Origin of the sequence: Rhodococcus sp. BS-15 (assembly GCF_000813105.1) — a bacterium.
Taxonomy (GTDB): domain Bacteria; phylum Actinomycetota; class Actinomycetes; order Mycobacteriales; family Mycobacteriaceae; genus Rhodococcoides.
On sequence record NZ_BAOX01000038.1, the window covers coordinates 1 to 25,419 of the forward strand.

The following is a 25,419-nucleotide window of genomic DNA, read 5'->3' on the forward strand; positions in this document are numbered from 1 at the left end:
CGCCGTCGGTGCCCGCCACGTCGCTGAACAGCGCCGTGGGCCCGTATCGAGTCGTCCGCATCGTGCCGATGCGGATGACGGAAGTCCGCGCGGGTGCCGCGTCGGTGACGGTGTCCGCTCTCTGCGCCATCGGCCCGTGTCTCGATCGGTATCTCGGCGACGGTCTCGAGCCACTGTCCGAGACCGGAGGCACCGTTGCGGCGTTCGTACCGATGGCCCTACCTCGCGACGTGGAGTGGCCCGCAGCGAATCGAGCGGTGGTCGGAACGGTCGATCTCCACGTCGGCGAACCCGATCTCGAGAAGCGGGCCGAGCTGATCAGTGCGTCGCTGGCAGTCGAACGAGCCAGAGTGGACGGCCGCACCACTGCTTCGCGTCGCGCGTGCGGACGAGCGGGTGCCCGCTCCGATCGTCCGATTCGTGCAAGGACGTCGATTCCGCAGACACGACCGCTCTCCGTCGCGCGTCGCGCTCAGACAACCGTGGTCAGTGTCGACCGTGGCCGCGCGGACCTCGAGCTGTGTGGTGCCGTCGCGCGTTTCTCGGCAGGCTTTCCGTTCCTCGAAGACGGCCGGTGTCTCAATCACGGAATCTTCGGTCTCGGCACGGTGGCGACGATCGCGATGGTCGCCTGTCCCGACGCAGTTCCGGATCTCGACGCGTACACACAGAGTTTGGTCGACCGACTCCGCCGACACTCCGGGCAGAGTTAGACACTTCGGTCGGACTCCCGAGGACGACCTCTATATGGTCGGGGTGTGGGTATAGCGAACGAAGAGGGATGGCCGGCGAAGGCAGATGCAGCGCGGCTGCATTTCGTATCCGGTAAGGGCGGGACCGGCAAGACGACCGTCGCTGCCGCATTGGCGTTGGCGCTCGCGGCGGGCGGTCGACGGGTGTTGCTGGTCGAGGTCGAGGGCAGACAGGGCATCGCGCAGCTCTTCGACGTGCCGCAGCTTCCGCCGCAGGAGACGCGCGTCGCCTCGGCGGACGGCGGCGGCGAGGTCTACGCACTGGCCATCGACATCGAGACCGCGTTCCTCGAATACCTCGAGATGTTCTACAACCTCGCTTCGCCGGCCGCGCGATGCGCAAGATCGGTGCCATCGAGTTCGCGACGACCATCGCACCCGGCCTGCGCGATGTGCTGCTGACCGGCAAGGTCAAGGAATGTGTGGTGCGGACCGACAAGAAGGGCAACCGCATCTACGACGAGATCGTCGTCGACTCGCCGCCGACCGGCCGCATCGGAAACTTCCTGGACGTCACCAAGGCGATGGCCGACCTGGCCAAGGGCGGACCGGTTCGTTCACAGAGCGAGGGCGTGGTGCGGTTGCTGCACTCGGCCGACACCGTCGTGCACCTGGTGACGCTGCTCGAGGCGCTGCCGGTCCAGGAGACGGCGGACGCAGTGCGTGAGCTCGAGGCGGCTGATCTTCGGCTCGGCACGGTCATCGTCAATCGCACCGAACCGACGTACCTGCCGGCGGAGTCCCTCGAAGCCATCGCCGAGGGCGAGATCGATGCCGTCGCCATTGCGGACGGTCTCGCCAAGACCGGAATCACGTTGTCCGAGGCGGACTTCGCCGGGCTGCTCACCGAATCGATCGAGCATGCGGCGACGCTCTCGGCTCAGGTGGAGAGCGCAACCACGCTCGACGAACTCGACGTCGCGCGGATGTCGCTGCCGATGTTGGCCGACGGTGTCGATCTCGGCGGCTTGTACGAGCTCGCCGCCAAGCTTGCAGAACAGGGTGTCCGATGACTCGACCAGCAGCAACCGAACTCGATGTCGACCGCATTCTGACCGATCCCACGTCGCGGATCGTCGTCGTCTGCGGGGCGGGCGGCGTCGGTAAGACGACCACCGCAGCAGCGATGGCGCTGCGCGCTGCCGAGCAAGGCAGGCGCGTGGTGGTGCTGACGATCGATCCGGCCCGCCGCCTGGCTCAGGCTCTCGGTCTCGGCGATCTGGACAACAGCCCGCAGCCGGTGAAGTTGGGTGCCGGTGCCAAGGGCGAACTGCACGCGATGATGCTGAACATGCGACGCACGTTCGACGAGATGGTCATCGAGCACTCGACGCCGGAGAAGGCCGAGCAGGTGCTGGCCAATCCGTTCTATCAGACTGTGGCGTCGTCGTTCTCGGGCACGCAGGAGTACATGGCGATGGAGAAGCTGGGGCAGTTGTCCCTGGACTCGTCGTGGGATCTGATCGTGGTGGACACTCCGCCGTCGCGCAATGCACTGGACTTCCTCGATGCCCCGCAGCGACTCGGCTCGTTCCTCGACGGCCGCTTCATCCGGCTGCTCACCGCTCCCGGTCGCGGCATCACCCGCGTGGTCACCAGCGCGATGAGCTTGGCCATGCGCGGCGTCTCCACGGTGATCGGAAGCCAAATGCTCTCCGACGCATCGGCTTTCGTTCAATCGCTGGACTCGATGTTCGGCGGTTTCCGCGAGCGGGCGACGCGTACCTACCAGTTGCTGCGCGAGGACGGCACCAGCTTCCTCGTCGTCGCTGCAGCAGAACCCGACGCGCTGCGCGAGGCAGCGTTCTTCGTGGAGCGATTGTCCGCAGAGAAGATGCCGCTGGCCGGCTTGGTGGTGAACCGGACGCACCCGACGCTGTCGACGGTGCAAGCCGATCACGCCGCGACGGCAGCCGATCTGCTCGATCGAATCGAAGACCCCGGCGCGGATCTGACCGCCGCAGTCCTGCGGATCCACGCCCAGCGTGCAGTCACGGCAGCGCGGGAGGTGCGGTTGCTTCGACGCTTCACCGGTGCGCACCCCCGGGTACCCATCGTCGGTGTGCCGTCGCTGCCGTTCGAGGTCTCCGACCTCGCCGCGCTACGTGCAGTGGCAGATCAGCTGACCCGCAAGGGCTAGATCGGCCGTACCTGGCAGGGCTGATCCAGCCCTGCCAGAAAAGGGTGCTAGATAGCTGCTTGCTGCTGGCGCTGGGTCTCGAAGAACTCGGACCAGGAGTCGACCTCGGGGTGCTGCTTGAGCAGCGCCCGGCGCTGGCGTTCCGTCATGCCGCCCCAGACACCGAACTCGACACGGTTGTCGAGTGCATCCGCACCGCACTGCATCAGCACCGGGCAGTGCCTGCAGATGGTTGCAGCCTTGCGCTGTGCTGCACCCCGGACGAACAGCTGGTCCGGGTCAGTGCCCTTGCAACGGGCGTGCGACACCCAGGCGATGCGTGCTTCTGCTTCTTCTACATCGAGTCGCGTCGGCGCGGTTGTCGTGTGCATGCGGATACCCCTTTGCGTTGCGGACGTCCTCGCTGGACGTCCCGGAGGCTCGAAGCGGTTTGTACCTCGTCGGCCGAAGCACAAATTCTAGGAGCTGCCCCACATTCATTATCAAGTGTTATGCGAATCACACCGTGCTCATAATTTAGGTAAAGCGAGCCCCGAATGCAAGACGGCGGGGTCACATTTCTGGTACGGCCGTCCCGAGCAGGGGCGCAGCACACAGCGCATGCATGCCTCTGCCGGTCCGAGCCGCACCCACGTACGCTGTGCTCTGTGTCAGTTGGAAAAACCGTGGCGAAGCTCGCCGGATGTTCAGCACTCGCCGGTGCATTGCTCGCCGGCGTGATGTTCCCCTTGGCCGGTGGGTTCGGATACGCGTCCAACCGCGCCGCCGATACCGTCGACAACGTCTCGGCCGAGCTGGTCGAAGGCGCAGTGCCTGCCGTCTCGACGATGACGGACGTAGACGGGAATCCCATCGCCTGGCTGTACGAGCAGCGTCGATTCGAAGTGCCGAGCGACCAGATCTCCAACGAGATGAAGCTCGCCATCGTCTCGATCGAGGATCGCCGCTTCGCCGAGCACCAGGGTGTGGACTGGCAGGGCACGCTCCGAGCGTTCCTGACCAACACGACCAGCGGGCAGGTGGAGCAGGGCGCGTCCACGATCGATCAGCAGTACGTGAAGAACTATCAGCTGCTCGTGGTGGCCAAGACCGACGCCGAACGCCGCGCGGCCATCGAGACGACGCCCGCTCGCAAGATCCGTGAGATCCGGATGGCGTTGACGCTCGACAAGGAACTGACCAAGGACGAGATCCTCACCAGGTACCTCAATCTGGTGCCGTTCGGCAACGCGTCCTTCGGCATCCAGGACGCGGCCCAGACGTACTTCGGCATCGACGCCAGCCAGCTCAGCGCCGTCCAGGCAGCGATGCTCGCGGGCATGGTGCAGTCCAGCTCGGCGCTCAACCCGTACACCAACGAGGAGGGAGTGATCGAGCGCCGGAACACCGTGCTCGACACGATGATCCAGAACCTCCCCGAACGCGCTTCGGAGCTGGAGGCACTCAAGTCCGAGCCGCTCGGCGTGCTGCCGGTCCCGCAGACCCTGCCCCGCGGATGCATCGCGGCAGGTGACCGCGGGTTCTTCTGCGACTACGCGTTGGAATACCTCGCCGAGGCCGGAATCAGCCAGGAGCAGATCGACAAGGGCGGATACCTCATCCGTACGACGCTCGACCCCGCGGTGCAGAATTCCACCAAGGCCGCTCTGGTCAGCAACACCAGTCCCTCACTCGACGGTGTCGCCACCGTCATGAACGTCGTCGCACCGGGCCAGGACCAGCACCGGGTGCTCGCGATGGGCAGCAGCCGCACGTACGGCCTCAACGCCGACGACGACGAGACCGTGCAGCCGCAACCGCACTCCCTCGTGGGCAACGGAGCGGGCTCCATCTTCAAGATCTTCACGACGGCCGCCGCCATGGAGCGCGGACTGGGCACCAGCGCAACGCTGCAGGTTCCCAAACGCGTGGAGGTCAAGGGCGTCGGCGACGGCGGTGCACGAAACTGCCCGGCAGCGACCTACTGCGTGGAGAACGCGGGCAATTACCCACCATCGCTGTCCATCACCGACGCGCTGGCTCAGTCCCCCAACACCGCGTTCGTCAAGCTGATCGAATCGGTGGGAGTCACCCCGACGGTCGATATGGCCGTTCGCCTCGGGCTGCGCTCGTACAACGACCCGGGTTCGTCGGGCACCGAGCAGTCGATGGCCGATTTCCAGAAGAGCCAGAACCTCGGCTCGTTCACACTCGGACCCGCCTGGGTGAACCCGCTGGAGTTGTCCAACGTGGCTGCCACCCTGGCGTCCGGTGGCAAATGGTGCCCGCCCACCCCGATCGACTCGATCTTCGACCGCGACGGTAAGCCCGTTCCGGTCGCTCACCAGGCGTGTGAGCAGGTCGTCGAGCCCGGTCTGGCGAACACCCTCGCCAACGCGATGAGCAAGGACGATCAGGCAGGCGGCACGTCCGCCGCCGCGGCCGGGTCGGTCGGCTGGACGCTGCCGATGGCGGGCAAGACCGGCACCACCGAGTCGAACCGTTCCTCGGGCTTCCTCGGCTTCACCAACAACTACGCCGCCGCCGTATACACCTACGGCGACTCGCCGACGCCCAGCGAGATCTGCTCGTTCCCGCTGCGACCCTGCGGGTCCGGCAACCTCTTCGGCGGTAACGAGCCGGCCAGGACGTGGTTCGACGCCATGAGCCCGATCGCCACCAACTTCGGACCCGTCACGTTGCCACCCGTCGACCAGAAGTACGTCCGCGGCTCGGCCAACGGCCAGGTACCCGACGTCACCGGTCAGAGCCAGTCGTCTGCGACGTCCACGCTGCAGGGTGCGGGCTTCCAGGTGACCGCAGTCACGACGGCCGATCAGGCAGCACGCGGCACCGTGGTGTCCACGTCGCCGTCGGGCTCGGCGGTCCCCGGATCCAACATCACGATCTACGTCAGTGACGGTTCGGTTCGACCGGCTCCGGCTCCGACGCCCGCGCTGCCGAACATCCAGATTCCGGACCTACCGCCGGGGATTCAGATCCCGGCGATCCCGGGTATCACCGTTCCTCGCTAGTGCCTGCGGCAGTGGTGCGGTTATGTGCCCCAGGGGGGACGTAACCGCACCACTGCGCGCAGCGCACTACAGGCGGTCTTTGACAGCCTTCGACAGTCGCGATCCGTCGGCCTTGCCTGCGGCGAGTCCCGACGCGATCTTCATGACCTGACCCATCTGCTTCATCGCCGGCCGCTCACCGAGGTCCTCGGCGACCTGGGCGATAGCGGTATCCACGATGGTGGCCAGCTCCTCGTCCGTGAGCGGAGTGGGCAGATACTCGTTGATGATCTGCGCTTCTGCATGCTCGTTGGCGGCGAGCTCGCCGCGTCCGTTCTGGGTGTAGATCTCGGCCGACTCGCCGCGCTTCTTGGCTTCCTTGGCAAGCACTTTGAGCACGTCGTCGTCGGTCAGATCGTGGGCCTCCTTGCCGGAGACCTCCTCGGTCTGGATGGCGGCGAGAATCATGCGCAGCGTTGCCAGGCGGAGTTTGTCCTTCGCCTTCATCGCTGCGGTGAGGTCGGTACGGAGGCGGGCCTTGAGTTCGGACATGGCGGAAACGCTACGCGGCGCAGTCGTCGGCTCGCACGTCCATATCCGGTTGCTGACGTATCGTGGATGAGGTGTCCGCACAATTCAGTCACCCGTTACTCCCTACCTCGACCCAGCTGCGCAGTGCCTCGACGCAACTGCGCTCGGTTGCCGAGCACGCTCGAGATGCCGTCAGGGCGTCCCCATTGAGAAGTTCCGTGATCGGGACTGCGGGTGCCGCGGCGCTGGGCGTCGGATACGCCACACTCATCGAGCGCAACGCGTTCACGCTGCGCGAGACGTCCATGGCGGTGCTCGAGCCGGGTTCGGCGACGCTGCGCGTGCTGCACATCAGCGACCTGCACATGATGCCCGGCCAGCGAATGAAGCAGAACTGGTTGCGTGAACTGGACCGCCTCGACCCCGATCTGGTCGTCAACACCGGCGACAATCTTTCCCACCAGCGTGCCGTCCCCAGCGTCGTGCAGGCTCTGGGGCCGCTGCTGGCTCGGCCTGGTCTGTTCGTGTTCGGTAGCAACGACTACTTCGCGCCCAAGCCGAAGAACCCGTTCAAGTACTTCGACAAGGGCTCGATGGCGACGGTGTCGCGATTCAACGCCGTCGCCAAGGTCGGTAAACTCGAATTCGGCGGATTCATCGCCTGGCTCATGTGGCTCGCGCTCCACCTGTACTACCTCGTGGGCTACCGCAGCCGCATCACGACCGTCATCTCGTGGTTCGTGACGTTCCTCGGCCGAGGTCGGGCTCAGATGGCGTCGACCGAACAGCAGGTGTTCGCGCGACTGGCCATCGAGCAACTCAACTCACTCGAACGTACGGGTGCCGTCGAGGCTGCCGCAGCTGATTCGGAGCAGGAACGAGAAAAGGCAGCGGGCTGAAACCAGCTCTGACACAACGCACCGGCCGACGGGACACCGTCGTCCGGTGCGTTGTTCGTTGCGCAGCGTGCCGGTCTCACACCCCTGATTCGCTGGGCGGCAGGCGACGACCCACCGAGGTACTGAGCGAACCGCCGCCGGCCAGCGCCAGCCGGACGGTCCCGTCGGGCAAGTCGACCTCGGACGCCCGTGTATCGGGATATCGCAGCGTGCTCGACATCGACAGCGGTGCCGACAACGCATCGTGCGCAATCGATCCCGCGCCCAGTTCCACTCGATGGCGTAGCAACGGGCTACCTCCGACATCGCATCGCATCGTACTGCTCCAGTGTCCCGACGCTTCCTCGAAGCGGCCGATCTGCGTACGTTCACGCAGTCGCAGGGTCGAATCCTGTTCCAGCACAACGGTGTTGACTACCGAATGCGAGGCGTCGGAGACGACGACCATCGGTTCGGGATCGAAGACCAGCGACGCGCCTGCACCGACCTCGAAGTGCCACTGCGCGGACGAGTGACGGTGCAGCCCACCGGGCATAGCCAACGAGGCCGCGACACTGCGCACCTCCAGATGCGCCCCGGCCGCCACCGATATTCTGACCACGATGGTGTCACCGCCGAGAGGAGTTGCGGCGGTACCGATCAGGTGGACCGTGTCCGGTCCCGTCTGGCGGCCGGCGAGTCCGCCCACCGAGGTGATGCGTGGGCTCCGGCTGCGGCTCGCGTCGATGCAGAGCTCTGTGTGCATCGACGCTCAGTGTGTGCGGGCATGTGCGTCGGCGTCGGCGATCACCTTCAGCTGTTCCCGCACCCACTCGAGCACCGTGGTCGCCGACGGATCGTCGGTGAGGGAAATCAACGCAGTCGGTCGACCCTCACGCACCTGGGCCGCGTCCCGCTCCATGACACCGAGGTCGGCTCCGACATACGGGGCGAGATCTGTTTTGTTGACGACCAACAGGTCGGAGAACGTGACCCCTGGACCGCCCTTGCGCGGCACCTTGTCTCCCCCGGCGACATCGACGACGAAGATCTGTACGTCGATCAGACCGGACGAGAAGGTCGCAGTGAGGTTGTCGCCACCGGACTCCACGAGAATCAGGTCCAGGGGCGGGTTGTTCTCGATCAGGTCGTCGATGGCGTCGAGGTTGGCGGTGATGTCATCCCGAATTGCCGTGTGCGGGCAGCCACCTGTCTGCACAGCCGTGATGCGCTCGTCGGGCAACACTGCGTGCCGACGCAGGAAGTCCGCATCCTCGGTGGTGTAGATGTCGTTGGTGAGCACGGCGAGCGAGAGTTCGTCGCGCAGCTCTCGGCACAGTGCAGCCACCAACGCCGTCTTTCCGGAACCGACGGGTCCACCGATACCGACGCGCAGCGCGTCGCCTGCCACCCGTGCGCGCTTGGGCCGATCCAAACCGTGGTCGTGGGGCTCACCGTCGATCAGGTGCGGGGGCATGTCGAACTCCTTGTCGTTGGAGAAAAAAGTGGATCGGTATTCAGGATACGAACAACGGCCGATCGCGGACGGCGTGGGCTTCGGCGAACATGTCCAGCAACGGATCCGACAACTCCATCAGCTCGGGCAGGCACTCGCACACCGCGGCGGTCACGTCGTCGCAGAAATCGCCCAACCGGATGGTGCACGCCGCGACCTCGGCCGGATCGAGCGCGAGCAGACGCTGCGCGGCGATCGCCGACCCGGTCATGGTGATGTACACCTGCACTGCGGCCGTGTCTGCAACCGACAGGCCCGCCGCGAGCCCGACGTGCCCAGCGGCAACGGCCAGGTGCGGCCTCCGCCCGATCGACGTCCAATCATGATGCGGCCAGGCGGACTTGGCCAACCTGAGCAGTCCACGGCCCTGAGCACGCGAGGCAGACCTTGCAGCCGGGGACGGGGTTCGTGCGTCGGATTCGGCATCGGCCTCGCTGGTGCTCGACGACCCGTGCACCAGCGATGCGGCAATGGATGCGTCGTGGCCCCGGAGGTTCGGATACGGCGTCGCAGAAACGCCTCGAGCGTCGTGATGTCTCGAACGAAGCCCGAGGCGATCGCTTCCTCCACTCCCCCGGAATGCACGTGTCCGCCGGTGGGCAGGCGTGAATCGGCAAGCGAGAGAAGCGTCGTCACCTGCAGTCGGGCATAGGGCATCAGAAGAGGAAGTATCGCTGCGCCATCGGCAGTTCGGTTGCCGGCTGCTCCGTCCACACTTCACCGTCGATACGGACGGTGAAGGTGTCGGGATCGACTCGAATATCGGGCAGAGCGTCGTTGAGTGCCATGTCCGACTTCCTGACACCGCGCACGTTCTTGACCGGAACCAACCGGCGATCGCAGTTCAGACGCCCGGCCAGTCCGTCCTCGATCGCCTGCGGGGCAACGAAATGCAGTGACGTCGCGGCCGCCGCCTTGGGCGACGCCCCGAACATCGGCCGAGGTAGTTCGGGTTGCGGGGTCGGGATGGACGCGTTCGCGTCGCCCATTGCAGCCCATGCGATCATGCCGCCCTTGATGACCATGTGGGGACGGACACCGAAGAATGCCGGATCCCACAACACCAGGTCGGCGAGTTTGCCCGGCTCGATCGATCCGATCTCGTCGTCGAGGCCGTGGGCGACGGCCGGGCAGATGGTGTACTTCGCGACGTAGCGCATCACTCGATTGTTGTCGGCTCCGTTGTCGCCGGCCAGGAAGCCGCGACGAGACTTCATCACGTGTGCCGTCTGCCACGTGCGCAGAACCACCTCACCTATCCGGCCCATTGCCTGAGCGTCGCTGCCGATCATCGAGATCGCACCCATGTCGTGCAGCAGGTCCTCGGCTGCGATGGTCGACGGCCGAATTCGGCTCTCGGCGAAGGCCAGATCCTCCGGAATCGATGGACTGAGGTGGTGGCACACCATCAGCATGTCCAGATGTTCGTCCAGGGTGTTGACGGTGTGGGGACGCGTCGGGTTGGTCGAGCTGGGGAGGACGTGGGGCTGCGCCGCCACGGTGATGATGTCGGGTGCGTGCCCGCCGCCCGCACCCTCGGTGTGATACGCGTGGATTCCGCGTCCCTTGATGGCACCGAGGGTGGTCTCGACGAATCCGGCCTCGTTGAGGGTGTCCGAGTGCAGAGCCGCCTGAACGCCGGCCTCCTCGCACACTCGCAGGCACGCGTCGATCGCGGCCGGGGTGGATCCCCAGTCCTCGTGCAGTTTGAATCCCGATGCCCCGGCGCGCAATTGCTCCCACATCGAGTCGGGATTGACAGTGTTGCCCTTGCCCAGGAGCACGATGTTCATCGGCCAGTCGTCCAGCGACTCGAGCATCCGGGACAGGTGCCACGCGCCCGGGGTGACGGTGGTGGCCTTGCTGCCTTCGGCAGGGCCGGTACCGCCGGCGATCACGGTGGTGATGCCGCCGCCGAGAGCCTCCTCCTTGATCTGCGGGCAGATCAGGTGGACGTGACAGTCGATGCCGCCTGCTGTGACGATCTTCCCGTTGCCCGCGATGATCTCGGTGGACGGGCCGATGACGAGATCGGGATGCACCCCGGTCATGGTGTCGGGATTGCCTGCTTTGCCCAGTGCCACGATGCGTCCGTCGCGAATACCGAGATCGGCCTTGATGATTCCCCAGTAGTCGACGACGACGACCCCGGTGATCACCGTGTCGGGAGCACCGTCGGCGCGGGTGGCTCGGGACTGCCCCATCGATTCACGGATCACCTTGCCGCCGCCGAACACCGCCTCCTCACCGGCGTTGCCCGGGCCACCACTGCGGTCCTCGGTGACCTCGATCAGAAGATCGGTGTCTGCCAAGCGGATTCGATCACCCGTGGTGGGGCCGAACAACTGGGCGTATCGACTGCGACTCATGCGCGCCATCAGCTGTCCAACTTTCCAGGAGGTGTCATGCTCAATCCGTATACCTCGCGCGTGCCACCGAGTGGCACGAGCCGAATCGTCTGTTCGATGCCGGGCTCGAATCGCACCGCCGTGCCAGCGGGGATGTCGAGCCGGCAGCCGTGCGCCCGCTCGCGGTCGAATTGCAGAGCTGCGTTGGACTGTGGGAAATGTACGTGGCTGCCCACCTGTACCGGTCGATCTCCCGCGTTGACGACGGCCATGGAGATCACCTCGCACCGTCGTTGATCTCGATGTCGCCTGCGACGGTGATGATCTCGCCCGGAATCAGGTGACCGTCACCCCGCTTCGGTGAGATCGGCTCGTGCACCGTGATCAGCTTCGTGCCGTCCGGAAAGGTCGCTTCCACCATCACCTCGGGGAGCAACTCGGGCACACCGTCGAGCACGTCGTCGGCACCGAGAATCTCACGACCCGAGGACATCAGGTCTGCGACCGATCGGCCGTCGCGGGCACCCTCGAGGAGGTGATCGGTGATGACCGCGATCGCCTCGGGGTGATTGAGTTTGAGGCCGCGTGCCTGGCGACGCCGAGCGAGTTCGGCCGCGTAGCTGACGAGCAGTCGGTCCTGCTCGTGCGGAGACAACCGCATTGGAGTTCTCCGTCCCGATCGGTGATGGTGCCCGGCAATTCTGACACGCTTGCGACCCGTCGGCAGCGGAGCGCGCCGACGCACCTCATCCGAGCGGCACGGTCACCGATCGATCGAGCAGTCCCCGCAGCACGTCTCGGTCGATACCGGCAGCCACGTTCTGCAGTTCGGCGATGCCGAACGCGCCCGAATCCAACCCCCGCACCAGAACGCCTGCCAACGCCTGCGCCGTCGCCGGCTCGTCCATCACCTCACCACCCTGGCGATCGAGGTAGCTGCCCAGCCGAGCAGCAGCTACCGGCATGGCCTGACGGAAGAAACCGAAGGTCGCCAACCATCGCGTCACCAGATGCCCGGGATGCATGTCCCAGCCCTGATAGAAGCCGCGTTCGAGGGATCTGGTCACCAGCTCGAAGTGTCGACGCGCGGATGCCGCCACCTGTGTGGGGTCGCCCGTCGGCACCACCTGGGTCGAACCGTCGCACACCCACACCCCGGTCTGTGCCGCTGCCACCAACATGACGTTCTTCGCATGGTCCGCCACCGGATGGGCCAATGATTGCTGCGCAGAGGTGATTCCGCAGGCGGCGCTGTAGTCGTAGGTTCCGTAGTGAAGTGAGGTGCAGCGGCCGTCCGCCCTGGTGATCGCCCGCGCGAGCGTCGCCGTACCGTCCGCCCCGATCACCGCCTGTGGGCTCTCGATCTGCAGCTCGAATCGAAGGGCTCGATCGGGCAGGCCGTGGGCACGCTCGAGCTCCTCACACAGCGCGACCACAGCGGCTACCTGCGCGGCGGCACGGAGCTTGGGGACGGTGAACACGAAGCCGTCGGGCACTCCCCCGGCTCCGTCCAGGACCAGCTCCAGGGTGCGGATTCCGCGCCGACGCTCATGTGTGGCAAGCCCTTTGGCGCGAATTCCCAGCCACGTCGGACCTGCCGAATCTTCGGCCAGGGCGGACAGCGCTGCCCCGACCGCCCTCGCATGGCTGTCCTCGACGGCATCGGATCGCCACCCATAACCGTCCTCGAAGTCGAATCGGAGGTCCTGGATGGGCGCACTGCCGAGTCGGTCGCGCACGAGGGGTAGTGCGTGTTCGGTGTCGAATCCGGCGAACGCCTCGGGGTGGGCGTCCAGGATTGCCAGGGCGGCGGCACCCCATTCGGCGGGCACAGCTGCCGAGGCATCCGCGGCCGAGACATAGACGGTGTGCGAGGGCTGCCCACCGACTCGGTCACCCGGATAGTGCTGCGCGAGTTCGTCGTCGATGGGACCGAACAGTGATTCGAGGCGATCGAACGCGTCGGAAGTCAGCGAGGAAGCAGCATGGTCGTTGTGGCCCGTCATGGGCATCACTGTCCCAGATGTGCGGTGTTTTCGATATTCGCCAGCCGGACCTTGCCCTGAGCAACCAGGCGTCCACTCTCGTCCGTCATGTCGACCTGCCAGAGCTGCTGCGTACGTCCCCGATGAATCGGATGTCCGTGCGCGGTCAGGGTTCCCGCCCGAGTCGCGCGCAGGAAGTCGGTGTTGTTGTTGGTTCCGACGACGTGGCCGCGCGCGCCGAACCACGCCGATCCACCGATACTGGCCACCGACTCGACCACCGAGCACAGCACGCCCCCGTGCATGATTCCGGCCGGTTGATGGAGCTGCGGGGTGACGGTCCATTCCGCGCGCACCTCGTCGCCGGAGACCTCGAGGTATCGCAGGCCGACGACCCCGTCGAACCCTCGTGCACACAATTCGGTGAGCTGTTCCGGCGTCATGGTGTCGAAGGTGGTCTCCCCCGTGGTGCCGTTCGAGTCCGTCATAGCTGTGCCTTCCGGTTGCGTCGAGATGGTCCGGCCGACTCGGCTGTCGACTCTCGTTCAGAGATACACCACGATCGACCCACAAAAATCGGTGGGCCTCTCGTTCGTCGAAGAACGAGAGGCCACCGTGGCAAGGACCGGGAGTCACTGCAGCCCTCAGGACTCCGGCGCGGTCCGTTTGTCTGAAGTCAGCATAGGCAAACCTTATTTCGAGCGCAAGACCTTCACGATGCCCGAAGTCTCGCGCGCCCCGGAACCCCGACGCGTGAACGGACGGGAGCCCCAGCGGCGACCATGGCGTCGAGGAGCAGCTGACCTCGGCGGGCACCTGCCGATGCACTCGCCCCCGCCAGAATCGGCACATACGTCGAGGCCCCGAGGATGGCGTCACCGACCAGGGCCCAGAAGGCACGCGCGTCCAACGGAGCACGATCGGCGATCGCGCGGAACACCGCGCCGAGCGACGTCGTGCAGCGATGTGCAGTCCAGACCAACAGGGCCTGTTCGCACGGAAGCGTGACCGTGCCGGGCTCACCCGCGGCGGGATCCTCGGGTAGCACTCGCAGGATCGGTGATGCCACTCCCGCCCAATCGATCCCGCCGTCGCTGTCCATGTGGATCCACAGGTTGTCGATGCCCGGATCCCAGGCGCGTGCCTCCAGGACCAGCAGCGCGGACACGCGTCCGACGACGGCGTGAATCAGGGCCGTCGCGACCTGCACTGCCGCAGCCTCGGGAACATCGAGATCCTCGAGCGATCGTCGGTACATCTGCTCGACGCGACCGTCCTCGAGACCTACCGCCAACTGCCACCAACGGCGTTTGCCCTCGTTCGCCATGGCGGCCACCGCGTACATCCGCGGGTAGTCGGGATTGAGTGCACGCAGGGTCGTGCACGAGTCGGCCAACAGCGCCGCCTCGCCGGATCGATTCGAGAATCGATGCACATCGGCCCAGCCCGTGTACGACGCTGTTGCAATTGACACCTGATCGCTCCTTAGGTTCTCGGCGGGTGCACGCGTCGCACCCCTACCCGACTAATGTAGGTTAGCCTAACCAGATCGTGAAGCGGGTCAGGCACCGCTACCCTTACCTCGCCTCACGTGTCGAGCAAGGGTTCCGTAACCTAAACCGAGTCCCTTCGAAACAGCGAGGAGTCACGAGCACTGTGACCACAGCTCCGCTACTCGGCCCGCACGGCGCACGCCGGTCGTCCGACGCGTCCTACGGGACCGAGGACGTGCCGACCGGGCCGCCGCCGCGTGGCTCTCGCATCGCTGCGGCCGCGATCGACGCACTGATCGTGCTGGTCCCCTTGTTCGTCGGCTGGTCGATCGTCGACGCGCTTCGTGACGACAACGGTGGCGGCCAGGCGGACCGATTCGTGTTCGGCACCATCGCGGTGTGCGTCGCGCTGGCTCTGTTCGTCTGGAATCGCGGCTACCGCGACGGCAACGAAGGCCAGAGCACCGGTCGACGCTGGATGGGACTGACACTGCGCGACAGCGCCACGCACGGTCCGATCGGTGCTCGTCGTGCCCTTCGCCGGCAATTCCGGATCGGCGCTGCATCGTCCGAGGTGGTGCATGAAAAGGCTGCTGCGGCAGAAGGATTCGAGCCCATCTCCAAAGACGCTTCGGTCGCGGCCATTCGGCGGCGGAGGTTGCTCGGCTTGGCCGTCCTGGTCGCCGCACTCGTCGCCGGCATACTCGCCAGCATCGCCATCGGCGCGCGGCCACTGACCTTCGCCGAAATCGCCCATGCACTGCTGAATTCGACGGGCACCGACACCGACATCATCGTGCGCACGCTGCGCATTCCCCGCACCGTGCTCGCGCTGGTCGTCGGTATCGCGCTCGGTATCGCAGGCGCTCTCATCCAGGGGCACACTCGCAATCCGTTGGCCGACGCCAGCCTGCTCGGCCTCAACGCCGGAGCGGCGTTCTTCGTCGTGATGGCCATCTACCTGTTCCGGTTCACCTCGCCGAGTCAATACCTGTGGTTCGCCTTCGCCGGTTCGGCGGTGGCGAGCATCGTCGTGTTCGGACTCTCGTCGATAGGGTCGGGCAGATCCAGTCCGATCAATCTGGCCCTCGCCGGTGCGGGCGTCGCGTTCTTCCTGATGGCGATGACCAATGCCGTCGTACTGCTCGATCAGACCAGCTTGGACGGCTACCGCTTCTGGGTGGTCGGATCCGTTGCAGGACGCGGTCTCGACGTACTGTGGCAGGTCTTGCCGTTCCTGGTGATCGGCGTCCTCATCGCACTGGCGAGCACACCCGGCCTCAATGTCATGAGCCTCGGCGAGGACGTCGCACGATCGCTCGGAACCAACATCGCGATCACCCGAACCGTCGGCATCCTCGCGATCACGCTGCTCACCGGTGCCGCGACCGCAGCGTGCGGGCCCATCGCGTTCGTCGGCCTCGTCGTTCCGCACATCGCCCGCGCGGTGACCGGACCCGACTACCGCTGGCTCGTGCCCTATGCGGGCCTCATGGGCGGAGTCATGCTGATGATCGCCGACGTCATCGGGAGGGTCGTGGTGCGCCCGGGCGAACTCCAGGTGGGCATCGTTCTGGCACTGATCGGGGCACCGTTCTTCATCGCTCTCGTTCGACGCCGGAAGTTGGTCGGCCTGTGACCGCCGACCTGCAGTCCCCCACACCGACGCCCGGCCCTGCTGTCGTTCGCACCCGGCCTGCGTTCCGCCTCGGTCCGATCTCGATGGTTCGGCGGCCACTGATGGTGTTGACGACCGTCCTACTGGCTGCGGCGCTGGTGCTGGTCATGTGCGTGAACATCGGACGAGGCGACTTCCCGCTGTCGATCACGGCGGTCCTCGACGTGCTGCTCGGCGGCGGTTCGAGGATCGAACGGTTCATCGTGATGGACCTGCGACTGCCCCGATCACTGACCGGCCTCCTGGTCGGTGCTGCCCTCGGCATCTCCGGCGCGATCACTCAGTCGATCTCTCGCAACGCCCTGGCCAGCCCCGACATCCTGGGCATCACCGCCGGTTCCAGTGCCGCAGCCGTCGCTCTGATCGTGCTCGGCGGTGGCAGCAGCTTCAGCGGGCTGCTCGCCACCCTCGGCCTTCCTCTCGCAGCACTGATCGGCGGGCTGCTCACTGCGATCGCGATCTATGCCCTCGCCTGGCGCAAGGGCGTCGACGGGTTCCGCCTCATTCTGGTCGGCATTGCCGTCAACGCGATGCTCACCGCGGTGATCGGCTGGCTGCTGATCAGCGCCGACATCAACGACGTGTCCCGCGCTCAGGTCTGGCTCAACGGTTCGCTCAACGGAGCCGACTGGCAGCGGTCTGGCCGGTTGCCGCAGCGGTCGTCCTGGTCGGCGGCGGCACCGTCGTTGCGACGTTCACGCTTGGTGCCCTGCGACTCGGCGACGACAACGCGAGGTCGCTCGGTGTTCGTCTGCAACACAGTCAGGCCATGATGTTGCTCGCTGCCGTCGCACTCGCCGCGATCGCCACCGCCGCCGCGGGACCCATCGGATTCGTGGCGCTCGCCGCTCCTCAGATCGCGCTGAGGGTGCTGCGAACGCCAGGTCCGCCGATCATCGCGTCGGCACTTCTCGGTGGATTACTCGTCGTGGCAAGCGATCTGATCGCTCGCACCATTCTGCCGGTGGAGCTCCCGGTAGGCATCGTCACCTCGGCCCTCGGCGGACCGTTCCTGCTCTACCTACTCGTTCGCAGTAATCGAAAGGCCTCCGTATGACAACCAGCCACACCTCGCGTCTGATCGCGAACGATCTGAGCCTCGGTTACGGCGACCGCACCATCGTCGAGCACCTCGATCTCGAGATTCACACCGGAGTCATCACCACGGTCATCGGGCCCAACGGCTGCGGAAAGTCGACGCTGCTGCGTTCGCTCGGCCGTCTGCTCAAGCCCAAGGCCGGCAGCGTGATGCTCGACGGTCGGGCGATCTCCTCGATGAAGACGAAGGAGGTGGCCCGCACCCTCGGCATGCTGCCGCAGGCACCGACCGCTCCCGAAGGGCTGACCGTCGCAGATCTCGTGTCACGCGGTCGTCACCCGCACCAGTCGTGGATCCGGCAGTGGAGCTCGGACGACGAGGCCGAGGTGGCGAACGCACTCGAATTGACCGGTGTCGGCGACCTCGCCGACCGACCCGTCGACGAGCTGTCCGGTGGCCAGCGGCAACGCGCGTGGATCTCGATGGCACTGGCCCAGGGCACCGATATCCTTCTGCTCGACGAGCCGACCACGTACCTCGACCTGGCGCACTCCATCGAGGTACTGGATCTCGTCGACCGCCTGCACGACGAACTCGGCCGCACCATCGTCATGGTTCTGCACGATCTCAACCTGGCCATTCGCTACAGCGACCGGTTGATCGTGATGAAACAGGGAGAGATCGTCACCTCGGGTCGGCCGCAGGACGTCATTTCCGAGCAGCTTCTGCTCGACGTGTTCGGCCTCGAGGCCACCGTGATCGACGATCCGATGTCCGATCGTCCGCTCATCGTTCCGATCGGGACCCGACACGTCTACGGGTCGGTCGGTGGACCGGTCCGGTCCGAAAGCCGTTCCGCCGCAGTTGCATCCACCGAGCGGTAGGGCAGAGGCTCACCGCTCGATCATCGTGCGCACCAGCTTCACACCCTGACCGATCGACACGTCCGGCAGATATGCCCGGCCGATCGCATTACCGATACTGGGCAGAGCGGCCGGATCCGCGAACGTCATGTGCATCGGTTCGTAGCGGGGCTGGAACTTCGACTTGAACGCCAACAACGAACGGAATCCGTAGACGGGTTCGAGGGTGCGTCCGAGGACGTCGAGCAACCGCTCGAGCAATCCCGACAGCGTCGACTGCTCGGCACTGGAGACGTGTTCGGGTTGCTTCTCGTCGACCTTGGCCAGGGGTGCGCCGGAGAGGCTGAGGAATCGGGCCCCCTCCTGCTCGAGCAGCAGAGCGGCCGAAGCGATGAGGAACTCCATCGTGGGCCGGAAGCCCTCTGATCTGCGTCTCATGAAGTCGAGCGTCCATCCGACGATGACGCCGTCCTCGTACACCGGCATCCACGAGGTCACACCGTGCACGGTCCGGTGCTCGTCGACGGCGATCAGGCACCGCACGTTCTCGTCGTCGACCTCCTCGAGACCGCCGAGAGTGAAGCCCATCTCGGGCATACCCTTGTCCGCGACCCATTCCTCCGAGATCGCAGTGATCTGGTCCGTGATCGCCAGCGGGGCCGAAGGAAAGCGAATCCATTCGGCGACGACGCCGGCCTTCTTCGCTCTGTTCAAAGCAGTCCGTACGTCCTGGAATCGCTTGCCGGTGAATGCAATTCCGTCGAGGTCGAGAACCGTCTCCTCACCGACCTGGATTCCTCCCCAGCCGAGGGAGTCGGTGATGCGGCGGACGTCGGGGGTGACGGAGTAGAAGCACGGGATCCATCCGTTCTCGGACGCGAACTCGGCGAATTCGACGACGTTGTCCCGCAAGGACTCCCGCGGACCGACAGGATCCCCGGTGGTCAGTGCCACGCCGGCGATGACCCGGTAAGCGACATAGCTGCGGCCGTCGGGACCGAACCAGTACTTGTTGCCGCGCCAGGTCGTCATCCACGACAGAGCGGACCCGCTGCTCGACATGAGCAATCCGCGGGCCCGTTCGGTGGCGTCGGTCTCGGTGCCGTACACCGGGGTGAGGAAGGTATTCGCGGCGAGCACACAGACCACCACCCAGAACACCACGCCGGTCCACTCGAAGAGCAGGGTGGTCGGTGTGCTCTGCGGGAGCAGTGCAGGCTCGAGCCACTGCAGGTAGACCGGGGGAATCAATCGTTGCGGGAAGTCCGCCAGCAAGCCGCCGAAGGACGGCGAATCGGCGAAGCCGTCTCGGGCCAGATACCCGCCGATCGAGTAGATGAGGGCGAGTCCCACCGCCACCCCGAACACCGAGGCCGCCCATCGACGATAGGTACCCGACGGTGCCGACACGTCGAAGAACTTGCGGGTGACGATCAGGACCACCAACACGATCAGTGGCAGCAGGAACGGCACCGCAGTGCGGTACGCCGTCGGCGATTCCAATCCGTAGAACAGGGACTGGTCGTCACCGGACTCGAGGAACCGGATGGCGAAGTTGGCCACCGACAATGCGAGCAGAATGCCCTGCGAGACCACCGCCATCGCCCATGCGAAACGCCTGCCTCGACGCAGGCCGTCACTGACCACCAGCAGGAACAGCGACGGCATGATGCTCAGGATGGTCGGGCCGACTCCCCCGAGTCTGAGATCGAGCAGACCACGCCGACACTCGACCGGGTCGGTGGTCGCGTCGGCGCAGATTTCGCGCACCTCGGCCGCCGTGTACGGAACTCCCCGCACCACGTCACGAAGTACCGCGAACGGCCCGACAGCGTTGGGGCTCAGTGCCGCCAGCACCGGTCCCAGGGCGCTTGCGGCGACGATCAGCGCGACCAGCACCCGGCCTTCGCGTTGGGTACCCGCCAATCGAGGTCCACGTGCCGATCGGCCGACGATCCACGGGCCCGCGATCAGGCCGATCACCGCCGCAGCGAGCCGAACGACGTCCTGCAGGTGCCCACCGAACAGTGCCAACGTCACCAGCAGGGCCAGCACGCCCACACGGAGACGCCTGCGCCACAACGTATCCATCCGCGAGGTCGCGACCAGCACCACGCCGAAGATCCAGGTCGTCGGGCCCACAGCGGTTCCGACGTGCAGCCGGAATCCCCAGTCCGCGTCGAAGGTCTTGGCCAGGACCGCGAGACCGAGGCCGAACAGCGAACCGGCCACCTGCGTCACGAACGCCGCGACGGCGTAGCGACGGGATCCGATACGGCGTTCGATCGGTGCGGCGGCGAGCAGCACCCCGACCGTGGCCACCACGCATCCCGCGATATTGGGCGCTGCCAGTCCCGAGGTGAGCGGGGTCCATAGATGCCAGTGCTCGAACGGCATGATGCCCACGGCGAAGTACTTGTCCATCTCGCCCCGGTTGTCCACGACAGCGGCGACGATGCCCACCACCCAGACGACGGCAAGCAGGGTGAAACTGACCGGCGCTCCCACGGCACCGAACACGATGAGCGCCCACAACCGCCGAAGCTGGCGCATCACCGCAGACGCACCCGACCTCAGTGACTCGATGCGCTTGGACATCCACGACGGTTCGGCGGGATCGTGCGCGTCTCCCACCGCCGAGGTCGGTGCTTCGGCGTTCGCCGCGGACGGTCGTTCCGGATCGGTCACGTTCACGAAATCAACCCTGTCCTCGTTGCCAACCATGGGAGCTCACGTCGGAGGCCTTCCGACCACACCGCGAAGCTGTGTCCGCCCGGTACCTCCACGTACTGCACGTCCATTCCGGCGGCCTTCGCCGCGTCGTACATCTCCTGTTGGCCCGGCTTGTAGTCGTTGTCGTCCGACCCCACGACGAAAATACCGGCCGAGTCGGGGTACTGACGTGATTTCAGCAGGTCGAGCGGGTTGATAGCGGTGAACGCCGCAGAGTTTCCTCCGAAGGCCTGTTGCACCGTTCGGTCTCGATCGCCGAGAGTCGGCTCGCGCTGGCCGGAGAGGTCGAGAAACGTGGGATAGACATCGGGATGATTGGTCGCCATCTGAATCGAGCACGTACCGCCGTAGGACAGTCCACCGATCGCCCAATGCGCGCGATTCGGGTCCACCTGCAGCGCGCTGTCGATCCAGTCGGGAACGTCGCGGGAGAGATACGTGTCCACGTTGCCCAGCGGCGAGTCGACACAGAGCGGATTCGCTATCGACGACCCGGTTCCGTCCGCGACGACGACGACCGGCGCGAGACCTGCATGATCGCGAGCGAAGTTGTCCATGGTCTCGGCGAGCTTTCCGCCGTTGAGCCAGTCCTCGGGTGCTCCCGGCTGACCGGCGAGCAGTACGAGAACCGGAAGGAGCGGACGAGGATCGGCGAAGTAGGCGGGCGGCAGGTAGATCTCCGCATCTCGGGCGGAGAAGTTCGACGCGGTAGCCGGAATGGAGGCGGAGGTGATTCTCCCGGCGGCAGCCAGGTCGGCGGGCGCGGTCCAGACCGAGTCCAGCGGCGTGCCGGTGACGGTCTGCTCTACCGGAGCGGGCACATCCGAGAATGGAATGCGCGCCGCGGACTCTGCCCCGAGAGCGTTGCCCACGGTGGGATAGGCGTCGAACTCGAGGTTGACGTGCAGGGCCGACGCCGCAACCACGAACACCATCGCCAGCACGGACGCCACGGTGCCCAGCACCCCCCGGGCGGCCACCGACCTGGGAATCACCGCGAACAGCGCAGCGAGGCCGACTCCGATCCACACGTAGATCGCGGTCTCTATCGGGTCCGGGAACGGTCGCCACACCTTTTCGACCACCACGTAGCCGATCGCCGTGACGACTATCGCTGTCGTCGCGGCGATCGGCAGCGCCCGCGTGGCGTACAGCCGCGATCGCGAGAAGAGCAGCCACAGACCACCGAGGGCACCGAGAACGGACACGATCACCGGTACCGGGCCGTCGATCAACGACAGGGAATCGAACCACTCCACGCTTTCGTCTCCGCTCACTTCTGGCAAAGTCGGGCCGAGGGCGGCACGATCACAGCACAGAATATTCTCCACGGGATTCCTGCGGTCGAGACCCGCCGATTCATGACGAGCAGGTCTATGACCGATCCCACACCACCTGACCGGTCGTTACTACCACCAGTAGTACGCATCCGCGTCGGACTAGCCGTAGACTCGGACGAATGGCTGGTCTTGGTGAACTAGAGCGCGCAGTGATGGACCATCTGTGGGAGTCGTCGGATCCCCAGACCGTTCGACAGGTCCACGAGGCACTTGCGACGCATCGCGAACTCGCGTACACGACGGTGATGACGGTGCTGCAGAGGCTGGCGAAGAAGAAGTTGGTCGTGCAGCAACGCGACGACAGAGCGCACCGCTACGCACCGTTGCACGGCCGCGACGAACTGGTCGCCAGCCTCATGGTCGACGCGCTGTCGCAGGCACCGGCGTCGGGTGGACGTGCAGCGGCACTGGTGCACTTCGTCGGTCAGGTCGGGGCCGACGAGGCCGCCGCCCTCCGTGAGGCGCTCGCCGCGTTGGAAGTGGCACAATCGACATCGAAGTCCCCTTCGGCTGGAGATGGCCGTCCGACGGACTGACGCTCGCGGCAGTAAGTGAGGACATGAACTCGACGACTGCGCTGGTATTCGCAGTACTCGCGCTGATCCTGGCTGGGCCGGTTCCGGCGGTGCTCGCTCGCGCGAGTTGGCCGTACCGGTCACCACGCGCGGCTCTGGTGCTGTGGCAAGCAATTGCCCTCGCTGCTGTGCTCTCGGCTTTCAGCTCCGGCCTCGCGATCGGCGGACTGCTACTGGTCCCCGGTCCGGACGGTCGTCCCACGACTGCACCGACCGACGAGATCGACGCGCTCGGCCTGCCCCTGTGGATCCTCTACGTCGTCGTCCTCGCCATCACTCTGGGTATCGGTGCCAAGCTCATGTTCTCCATCGTTCAGGTAGCGGTCAGAACCCGTCGTCGACGTTCCAGGCATCGCGTGCTCGTCGACCTGCTGGATCGAAGTGACTTGGGCGAGAACCCTTTCCGTGGTCTTCGCGATGCAGACATTCGCGTGCTCGACGCAGCCGAGCCGATCGCGTACTGCCTACCCGGTCTGCGTCAGCGGGTGGTTCTCAGCCGGGGAACATTGGCCAACCTTTCCGAGGCGGAAGTCACCGCCATCCTCAGTCACGAGCGGTCACACCTGCGCGCCCGCCACGACCTGGTCCTCGAAGCATTCACCGCCGTCAACGAAGCGTTTCCCCGGATCGTCCGCAGCAAGTCGGCCCTCGGCAGCGTGCAGCTTCTGGTCGAGCTGCTCGCAGACGACTCGGCGGTCAAGGTCACCGGACCCACTCCGTTGGCCAGGGCACTGGTCACCTGCGCCGGATCCACCGCACCGCGTGGTGCGATGGCGGCCGGCGGGCCGCACACCCTCATCCGTGTTCAGCGCTTGAGCGGGCCGGGGAGCGATGTGCGCATCGCCGCGGCTGCCTACGCGGCGGCCGTGGTGATCCTCGTTCTTCCGACGATCTACGTCGCCATGCCGTGGCTGGAGGAACTGAGCAAGCTCTTCGGGTGAGTCCGCCCGCGATCGGGGTCGCACAGGTCACATCGACTCGAGTCGAACAATTCGCGGTACGTCCCGTACAGTAGAGGTCGGTCGCCATCGCGACCTAGCAATCGAAATGGCACAAACAGCCCCACTTTATGCAGTTCTCATCTGCATTCTGATGGCCAGGTGACAGTGCCCTGGCTCGTATCAATGTGTTCTGGCTGTTTTTCGTGTTTCCCGGTTTTTCGGGTGCTCTCAGCTTCGGGCTTATTGGCGTGCCCGTAATCCGGAGAGGCTTTACTGCGTGACCCACGCTGTTTCCAACACACCCGTTTCCACCACTTCCGACACCACGGCAGTACCGACGCCCGTAGCGGCACCGGCCTTCACCTTCGCCGATCTCGGACTGCCCGAGGCAGTCGTCGCCGCATTGGCGCGCAACTCGATCACCGTGCCCTCCCCCATTCAGGAGAAGGCACTTCCCGACGCGATCGCCGGTAAGAACGTCCTCGGTCGTGCGCAGACCGGCTCGGGCAAGACCCTTGCCTTCGGCCTGCCGATCCTGCAGCGCCTCTCGCTGCACACCGACCGCCCGGCGGCCAAGCGCCCGCGTTCGCTCGTGTTGGTCCCCACCCGCGAGCTCGCGTTCCAGGTCGTCGAATCCCTCGCTCCCTACGCCAATGCGCAGGGCCTGCGAGTCATGCCCGCCGTCGGCGGCACCCCGTTCAACAAGCAGGTCGAGCAGCTCCGACGCGGAGTCGACGTCCTCGTCGCCACCCCGGGGCGCCTTGCCGATCACCTCCGCCAGGGCACCTGCATCCTGGACTCCATCGAGATCACCGCGCTCGACGAGGCCGATCAGATGGCCGACATGGGCTTCCTGCCCGAGGTACGTGCCGTCCTCGCCGACACACCGGCCGACGGACAGCGCATGCTGTTCTCGGCCACCCTGGACCGTGAGGTTCAGTCACTGGTACGTCAGTTCCTGCCCGATCACGTCGAGCACTCCACTCAGGACGGCAAAGCCAGCGTCCGGACCATGGACCACTACGTCCTCATGGTCGACCGGGGTCAGAAGGACCTCGTTCTGTCCGAGATCGGTGCCCGCGAAGGCGGCCGCACCATCATGTTCGCGCGTACCAAGCTGGGCTGCGACGGAATCACCGATCGCCTGCGTGCGCTCGGAATCGCCGCGGAATCGCTGCACGGTGGCAAGGCCCAGAATCAGCGCACCCGCGTTCTCGAGCGCTTCAAGAACGGTCGCACCCCCGTCCTCGTCGCCACCGACGTCGCTGCTCGCGGAATCCACGTCGACGGTATCGACCTTGTCGTCCACGTCGATCCGCCCGCAGACCACAAGGACTACCTGCACCGCGCAGGACGCACGGCACGCGCCGGAGAGAAGGGCACCGTCGTCGCGATCGTGCTCCCCAACCAGCGTCGTCAGGTTCTGCGTCTGACCGGCATGGCCGGCGTCAAGGCGACCGCCGTCAACGTCTCGCCCGGTTCGGCCGAGCTGAACAGCATCACCGGAGCGAAGAAGCCGACCGGTGAGCCCCTGCGCGCCGAGTCCACTCCCCGCGATCGGAACAGCCGTCCCGGCTACCAAGGATCGAACCCGCGCAGCGGCGGCGGATACCA

At 65.8% G+C, this 25,419-nt stretch carries 17 protein-coding genes and 7 pseudogenes; 11 read left to right on the forward strand and 13 right to left on the reverse strand.

Going from position 1 to position 25,419, the window contains the following annotated elements; all coding sequences use genetic code 11:
* The 3 genes and pseudogenes from RHBS_RS28825 to RHBS_RS07360 form a co-directional block, all read left to right on the forward strand.
* A pseudogene (locus tag RHBS_RS28825) lies at positions 1-713 on the forward strand (hypothetical protein); the annotation flags it as partial.
* Positions 714-758: 45 nt separating this feature from the next.
* Positions 759-1,765: pseudogene (locus RHBS_RS07355) on the forward strand (ArsA family ATPase).
* On the forward strand, positions 1,762-2,892 hold the full coding sequence (locus RHBS_RS07360; RefSeq protein WP_121872039.1) for an ArsA family ATPase: 1,131 nt from the start codon (positions 1,762-1,764) through the stop codon (positions 2,890-2,892). Before RHBS_RS07355 ends, RHBS_RS07360 begins: the two are co-directional and overlap by 4 nt.
* Before the next feature lie 47 nt (positions 2,893-2,939).
* Here RHBS_RS07360 and RHBS_RS07365 read toward each other — a convergent pair whose 3' ends face one another.
* Complete coding sequence (locus tag RHBS_RS07365) at positions 2,940-3,263, reverse strand: WhiB family transcriptional regulator (RefSeq protein WP_008712729.1); 324 nt, start codon at positions 3,261-3,263, stop codon at positions 2,940-2,942.
* A gap of 294 nt (positions 3,264-3,557) precedes the next feature.
* Between RHBS_RS07365 and RHBS_RS07370 the strand changes: the two genes are divergently transcribed.
* Complete coding sequence (locus tag RHBS_RS07370) at positions 3,558-5,906, forward strand: penicillin-binding protein (protein ID WP_121872038.1); 2,349 nt, start codon at positions 3,558-3,560, stop codon at positions 5,904-5,906.
* Between the two features lie 66 nt (positions 5,907-5,972).
* On the opposite strand, the gene RHBS_RS07375 is transcribed toward RHBS_RS07370, so the two are convergent.
* Complete coding sequence (locus RHBS_RS07375; RefSeq protein WP_037187848.1) at positions 5,973-6,437, reverse strand: GatB/YqeY domain-containing protein; 465 nt, start codon at positions 6,435-6,437, stop codon at positions 5,973-5,975.
* A 185-nt stretch (positions 6,438-6,622) separates the two neighbouring features.
* Between RHBS_RS07375 and RHBS_RS28830 the strand changes: the two are divergent.
* Positions 6,623-7,003: pseudogene (locus RHBS_RS28830) on the forward strand (metallophosphoesterase); the annotation flags it as partial.
* Positions 7,004-7,391: 388 nt separating this feature from the next.
* On the opposite strand, the gene RHBS_RS07385 reads toward RHBS_RS28830, so the two are convergent.
* From RHBS_RS07385 to RHBS_RS07420, 9 genes and pseudogenes are all read right to left on the reverse strand, one after another.
* Positions 7,392-8,060 (reverse strand): urease accessory protein UreD, encoded by a 669-nt coding sequence (locus RHBS_RS07385; RefSeq protein WP_128645256.1) that lies wholly within the window; start codon positions 8,058-8,060, stop codon positions 7,392-7,394.
* Between the two features lie 6 nt (positions 8,061-8,066).
* Complete coding sequence (gene ureG, locus RHBS_RS07390; protein WP_128645257.1) at positions 8,067-8,771, reverse strand: urease accessory protein UreG; 705 nt, start codon at positions 8,769-8,771, stop codon at positions 8,067-8,069.
* A 40-nt stretch (positions 8,772-8,811) separates the two neighbouring features.
* A pseudogene (locus RHBS_RS07395) lies at positions 8,812-9,467 on the reverse strand (urease accessory protein UreF).
* The gene (locus RHBS_RS07400; RefSeq protein WP_128645258.1) at positions 9,467-11,188 is read right to left on the reverse strand and encodes an urease subunit alpha; all 1,722 of its coding nucleotides are present in this window, start codon (positions 11,186-11,188) and stop codon (positions 9,467-9,469) included. Before RHBS_RS07400 ends, RHBS_RS07395 begins: the two are co-directional and overlap by 1 nt.
* Positions 11,188-11,498: pseudogene (locus tag RHBS_RS30315) on the reverse strand (urease subunit beta). Before RHBS_RS30315 ends, RHBS_RS07400 begins: the two are co-directional and overlap by 1 nt.
* Before the next feature lie 21 nt (positions 11,499-11,519).
* A pseudogene (locus RHBS_RS30320) lies at positions 11,520-11,819 on the reverse strand (urease subunit gamma); the annotation flags it as partial.
* An 85-nt stretch (positions 11,820-11,904) separates the two neighbouring features.
* Positions 11,905-13,164, reverse strand: coding sequence for an aldolase/citrate lyase family protein (locus RHBS_RS07410; protein ID WP_128645259.1), 1,260 nt, complete (start codon positions 13,162-13,164; stop codon positions 11,905-11,907).
* Positions 13,165-13,169: 5 nt separating this feature from the next.
* The gene (locus RHBS_RS07415; protein ID WP_128645260.1) at positions 13,170-13,631 is read right to left on the reverse strand and encodes a PaaI family thioesterase; all 462 of its coding nucleotides are present in this window, start codon (positions 13,629-13,631) and stop codon (positions 13,170-13,172) included.
* Between the two features lie 224 nt (positions 13,632-13,855).
* Entirely contained in the window at positions 13,856-14,617 is a 762-nt protein-coding gene (locus tag RHBS_RS07420) for a hypothetical protein (protein ID WP_128645261.1), read from the reverse strand.
* A 182-nt stretch (positions 14,618-14,799) separates the two neighbouring features.
* Between RHBS_RS07420 and RHBS_RS07425 the strand changes: the two genes are divergently transcribed.
* The 3 genes and pseudogenes from RHBS_RS07425 (at position 14,800) to RHBS_RS07435 (ending at position 18,237) form a co-directional block, all read left to right on the forward strand.
* On the forward strand, positions 14,800-16,275 hold the full coding sequence (locus tag RHBS_RS07425; RefSeq protein WP_128645262.1) for an iron ABC transporter permease: 1,476 nt from the start codon (positions 14,800-14,802) through the stop codon (positions 16,273-16,275).
* Positions 16,276-16,358: 83 nt separating this feature from the next.
* A pseudogene (locus RHBS_RS07430) lies at positions 16,359-17,371 on the forward strand (FecCD family ABC transporter permease).
* The gene (locus RHBS_RS07435; protein WP_128645263.1) at positions 17,368-18,237 is read left to right on the forward strand and encodes an ABC transporter ATP-binding protein; all 870 of its coding nucleotides are present in this window, start codon (positions 17,368-17,370) and stop codon (positions 18,235-18,237) included. The pseudogene RHBS_RS07430 and the gene RHBS_RS07435 overlap by 4 nt, the downstream one beginning before the upstream one ends.
* Before the next feature lie 9 nt (positions 18,238-18,246).
* On the opposite strand, the gene RHBS_RS07440 is transcribed toward RHBS_RS07435, so the two are convergent.
* Both RHBS_RS07440 and RHBS_RS07445 read right to left on the reverse strand, forming a co-directional pair.
* Positions 18,247-20,814, reverse strand: coding sequence for a bifunctional lysylphosphatidylglycerol flippase/synthetase MprF (locus tag RHBS_RS07440; RefSeq protein ID WP_374700553.1), 2,568 nt, complete (start codon positions 20,812-20,814; stop codon positions 18,247-18,249).
* A 92-nt stretch (positions 20,815-20,906) separates the two neighbouring features.
* Complete coding sequence (locus RHBS_RS07445) at positions 20,907-22,208, reverse strand: esterase family protein (RefSeq protein WP_128645266.1); 1,302 nt, start codon at positions 22,206-22,208, stop codon at positions 20,907-20,909.
* 200 nt (positions 22,209-22,408) lie between these two features.
* On the opposite strand from RHBS_RS07445, the gene RHBS_RS07450 reads away from it, so the two are divergent.
* The 3 genes from RHBS_RS07450 to RHBS_RS07460 form a co-directional block, all read left to right on the forward strand.
* Positions 22,409-22,825 carry a BlaI/MecI/CopY family transcriptional regulator gene (locus tag RHBS_RS07450; protein ID WP_032398122.1) on the forward strand — a complete coding sequence of 139 codons (417 nt, stop codon included), beginning with the start codon at positions 22,409-22,411 and terminating at the stop codon, positions 22,823-22,825.
* A 23-nt stretch (positions 22,826-22,848) separates the two neighbouring features.
* On the forward strand, positions 22,849-23,805 hold the full coding sequence (locus tag RHBS_RS07455) for a M56 family metallopeptidase (RefSeq protein WP_121869819.1): 957 nt from the start codon (positions 22,849-22,851) through the stop codon (positions 23,803-23,805).
* 277 nt (positions 23,806-24,082) lie between these two features.
* Positions 24,083-25,419 (forward strand): DEAD/DEAH box helicase (locus RHBS_RS07460; RefSeq protein ID WP_374700552.1); only part of this gene is annotated, 1,337 nt, incomplete at its 3' end.

Excerpts from the sequence above, each read along its gene's own strand:
- RHBS_RS07400 (WP_128645258.1), bottom strand. The coding sequence starts at position 11,188 with ATGGCGCGCATGAGTCGCAGTCGATACGCCCAGTTGTTCGGCCCCACC.
- RHBS_RS07365 (WP_008712729.1), bottom strand. The coding sequence starts at position 3,263 with ATGCACACGACAACCGCGCCGACGCGACTCGATGTAGAAGAAGCAGAA.
- RHBS_RS07385 (WP_128645256.1), bottom strand. The coding sequence starts at position 8,060 with ATGCACACAGAGCTCTGCATCGACGCGAGCCGCAGCCGGAGCCCACGC.
- RHBS_RS07450 (WP_032398122.1), top strand. The coding sequence starts at position 22,409 with ATGGCTGGTCTTGGTGAACTAGAGCGCGCAGTGATGGACCATCTGTGG.
- RHBS_RS07375 (WP_037187848.1), bottom strand. The coding sequence starts at position 6,437 with ATGTCCGAACTCAAGGCCCGCCTCCGTACCGACCTCACCGCAGCGATG.
- ureG (WP_128645257.1), bottom strand. The coding sequence starts at position 8,771 with ATGCCCCCGCACCTGATCGACGGTGAGCCCCACGACCACGGTTTGGAT.
- RHBS_RS07440 (WP_374700553.1), bottom strand. The coding sequence starts at position 20,814 with ATGTCCAAGCGCATCGAGTCACTGAGGTCGGGTGCGTCTGCGGTGATG.
- RHBS_RS07435 (WP_128645263.1), top strand. The coding sequence starts at position 17,368 with ATGACAACCAGCCACACCTCGCGTCTGATCGCGAACGATCTGAGCCTC.
- RHBS_RS07415 (WP_128645260.1), bottom strand. The coding sequence starts at position 13,631 with ATGACGGACTCGAACGGCACCACGGGGGAGACCACCTTCGACACCATG.
- RHBS_RS07410 (WP_128645259.1), bottom strand. The coding sequence starts at position 13,164 with ATGACGGGCCACAACGACCATGCTGCTTCCTCGCTGACTTCCGACGCG.
- RHBS_RS07360 (WP_121872039.1), top strand. The coding sequence starts at position 1,762 with ATGACTCGACCAGCAGCAACCGAACTCGATGTCGACCGCATTCTGACC.
- RHBS_RS07455 (WP_121869819.1), top strand. The coding sequence starts at position 22,849 with ATGAACTCGACGACTGCGCTGGTATTCGCAGTACTCGCGCTGATCCTG.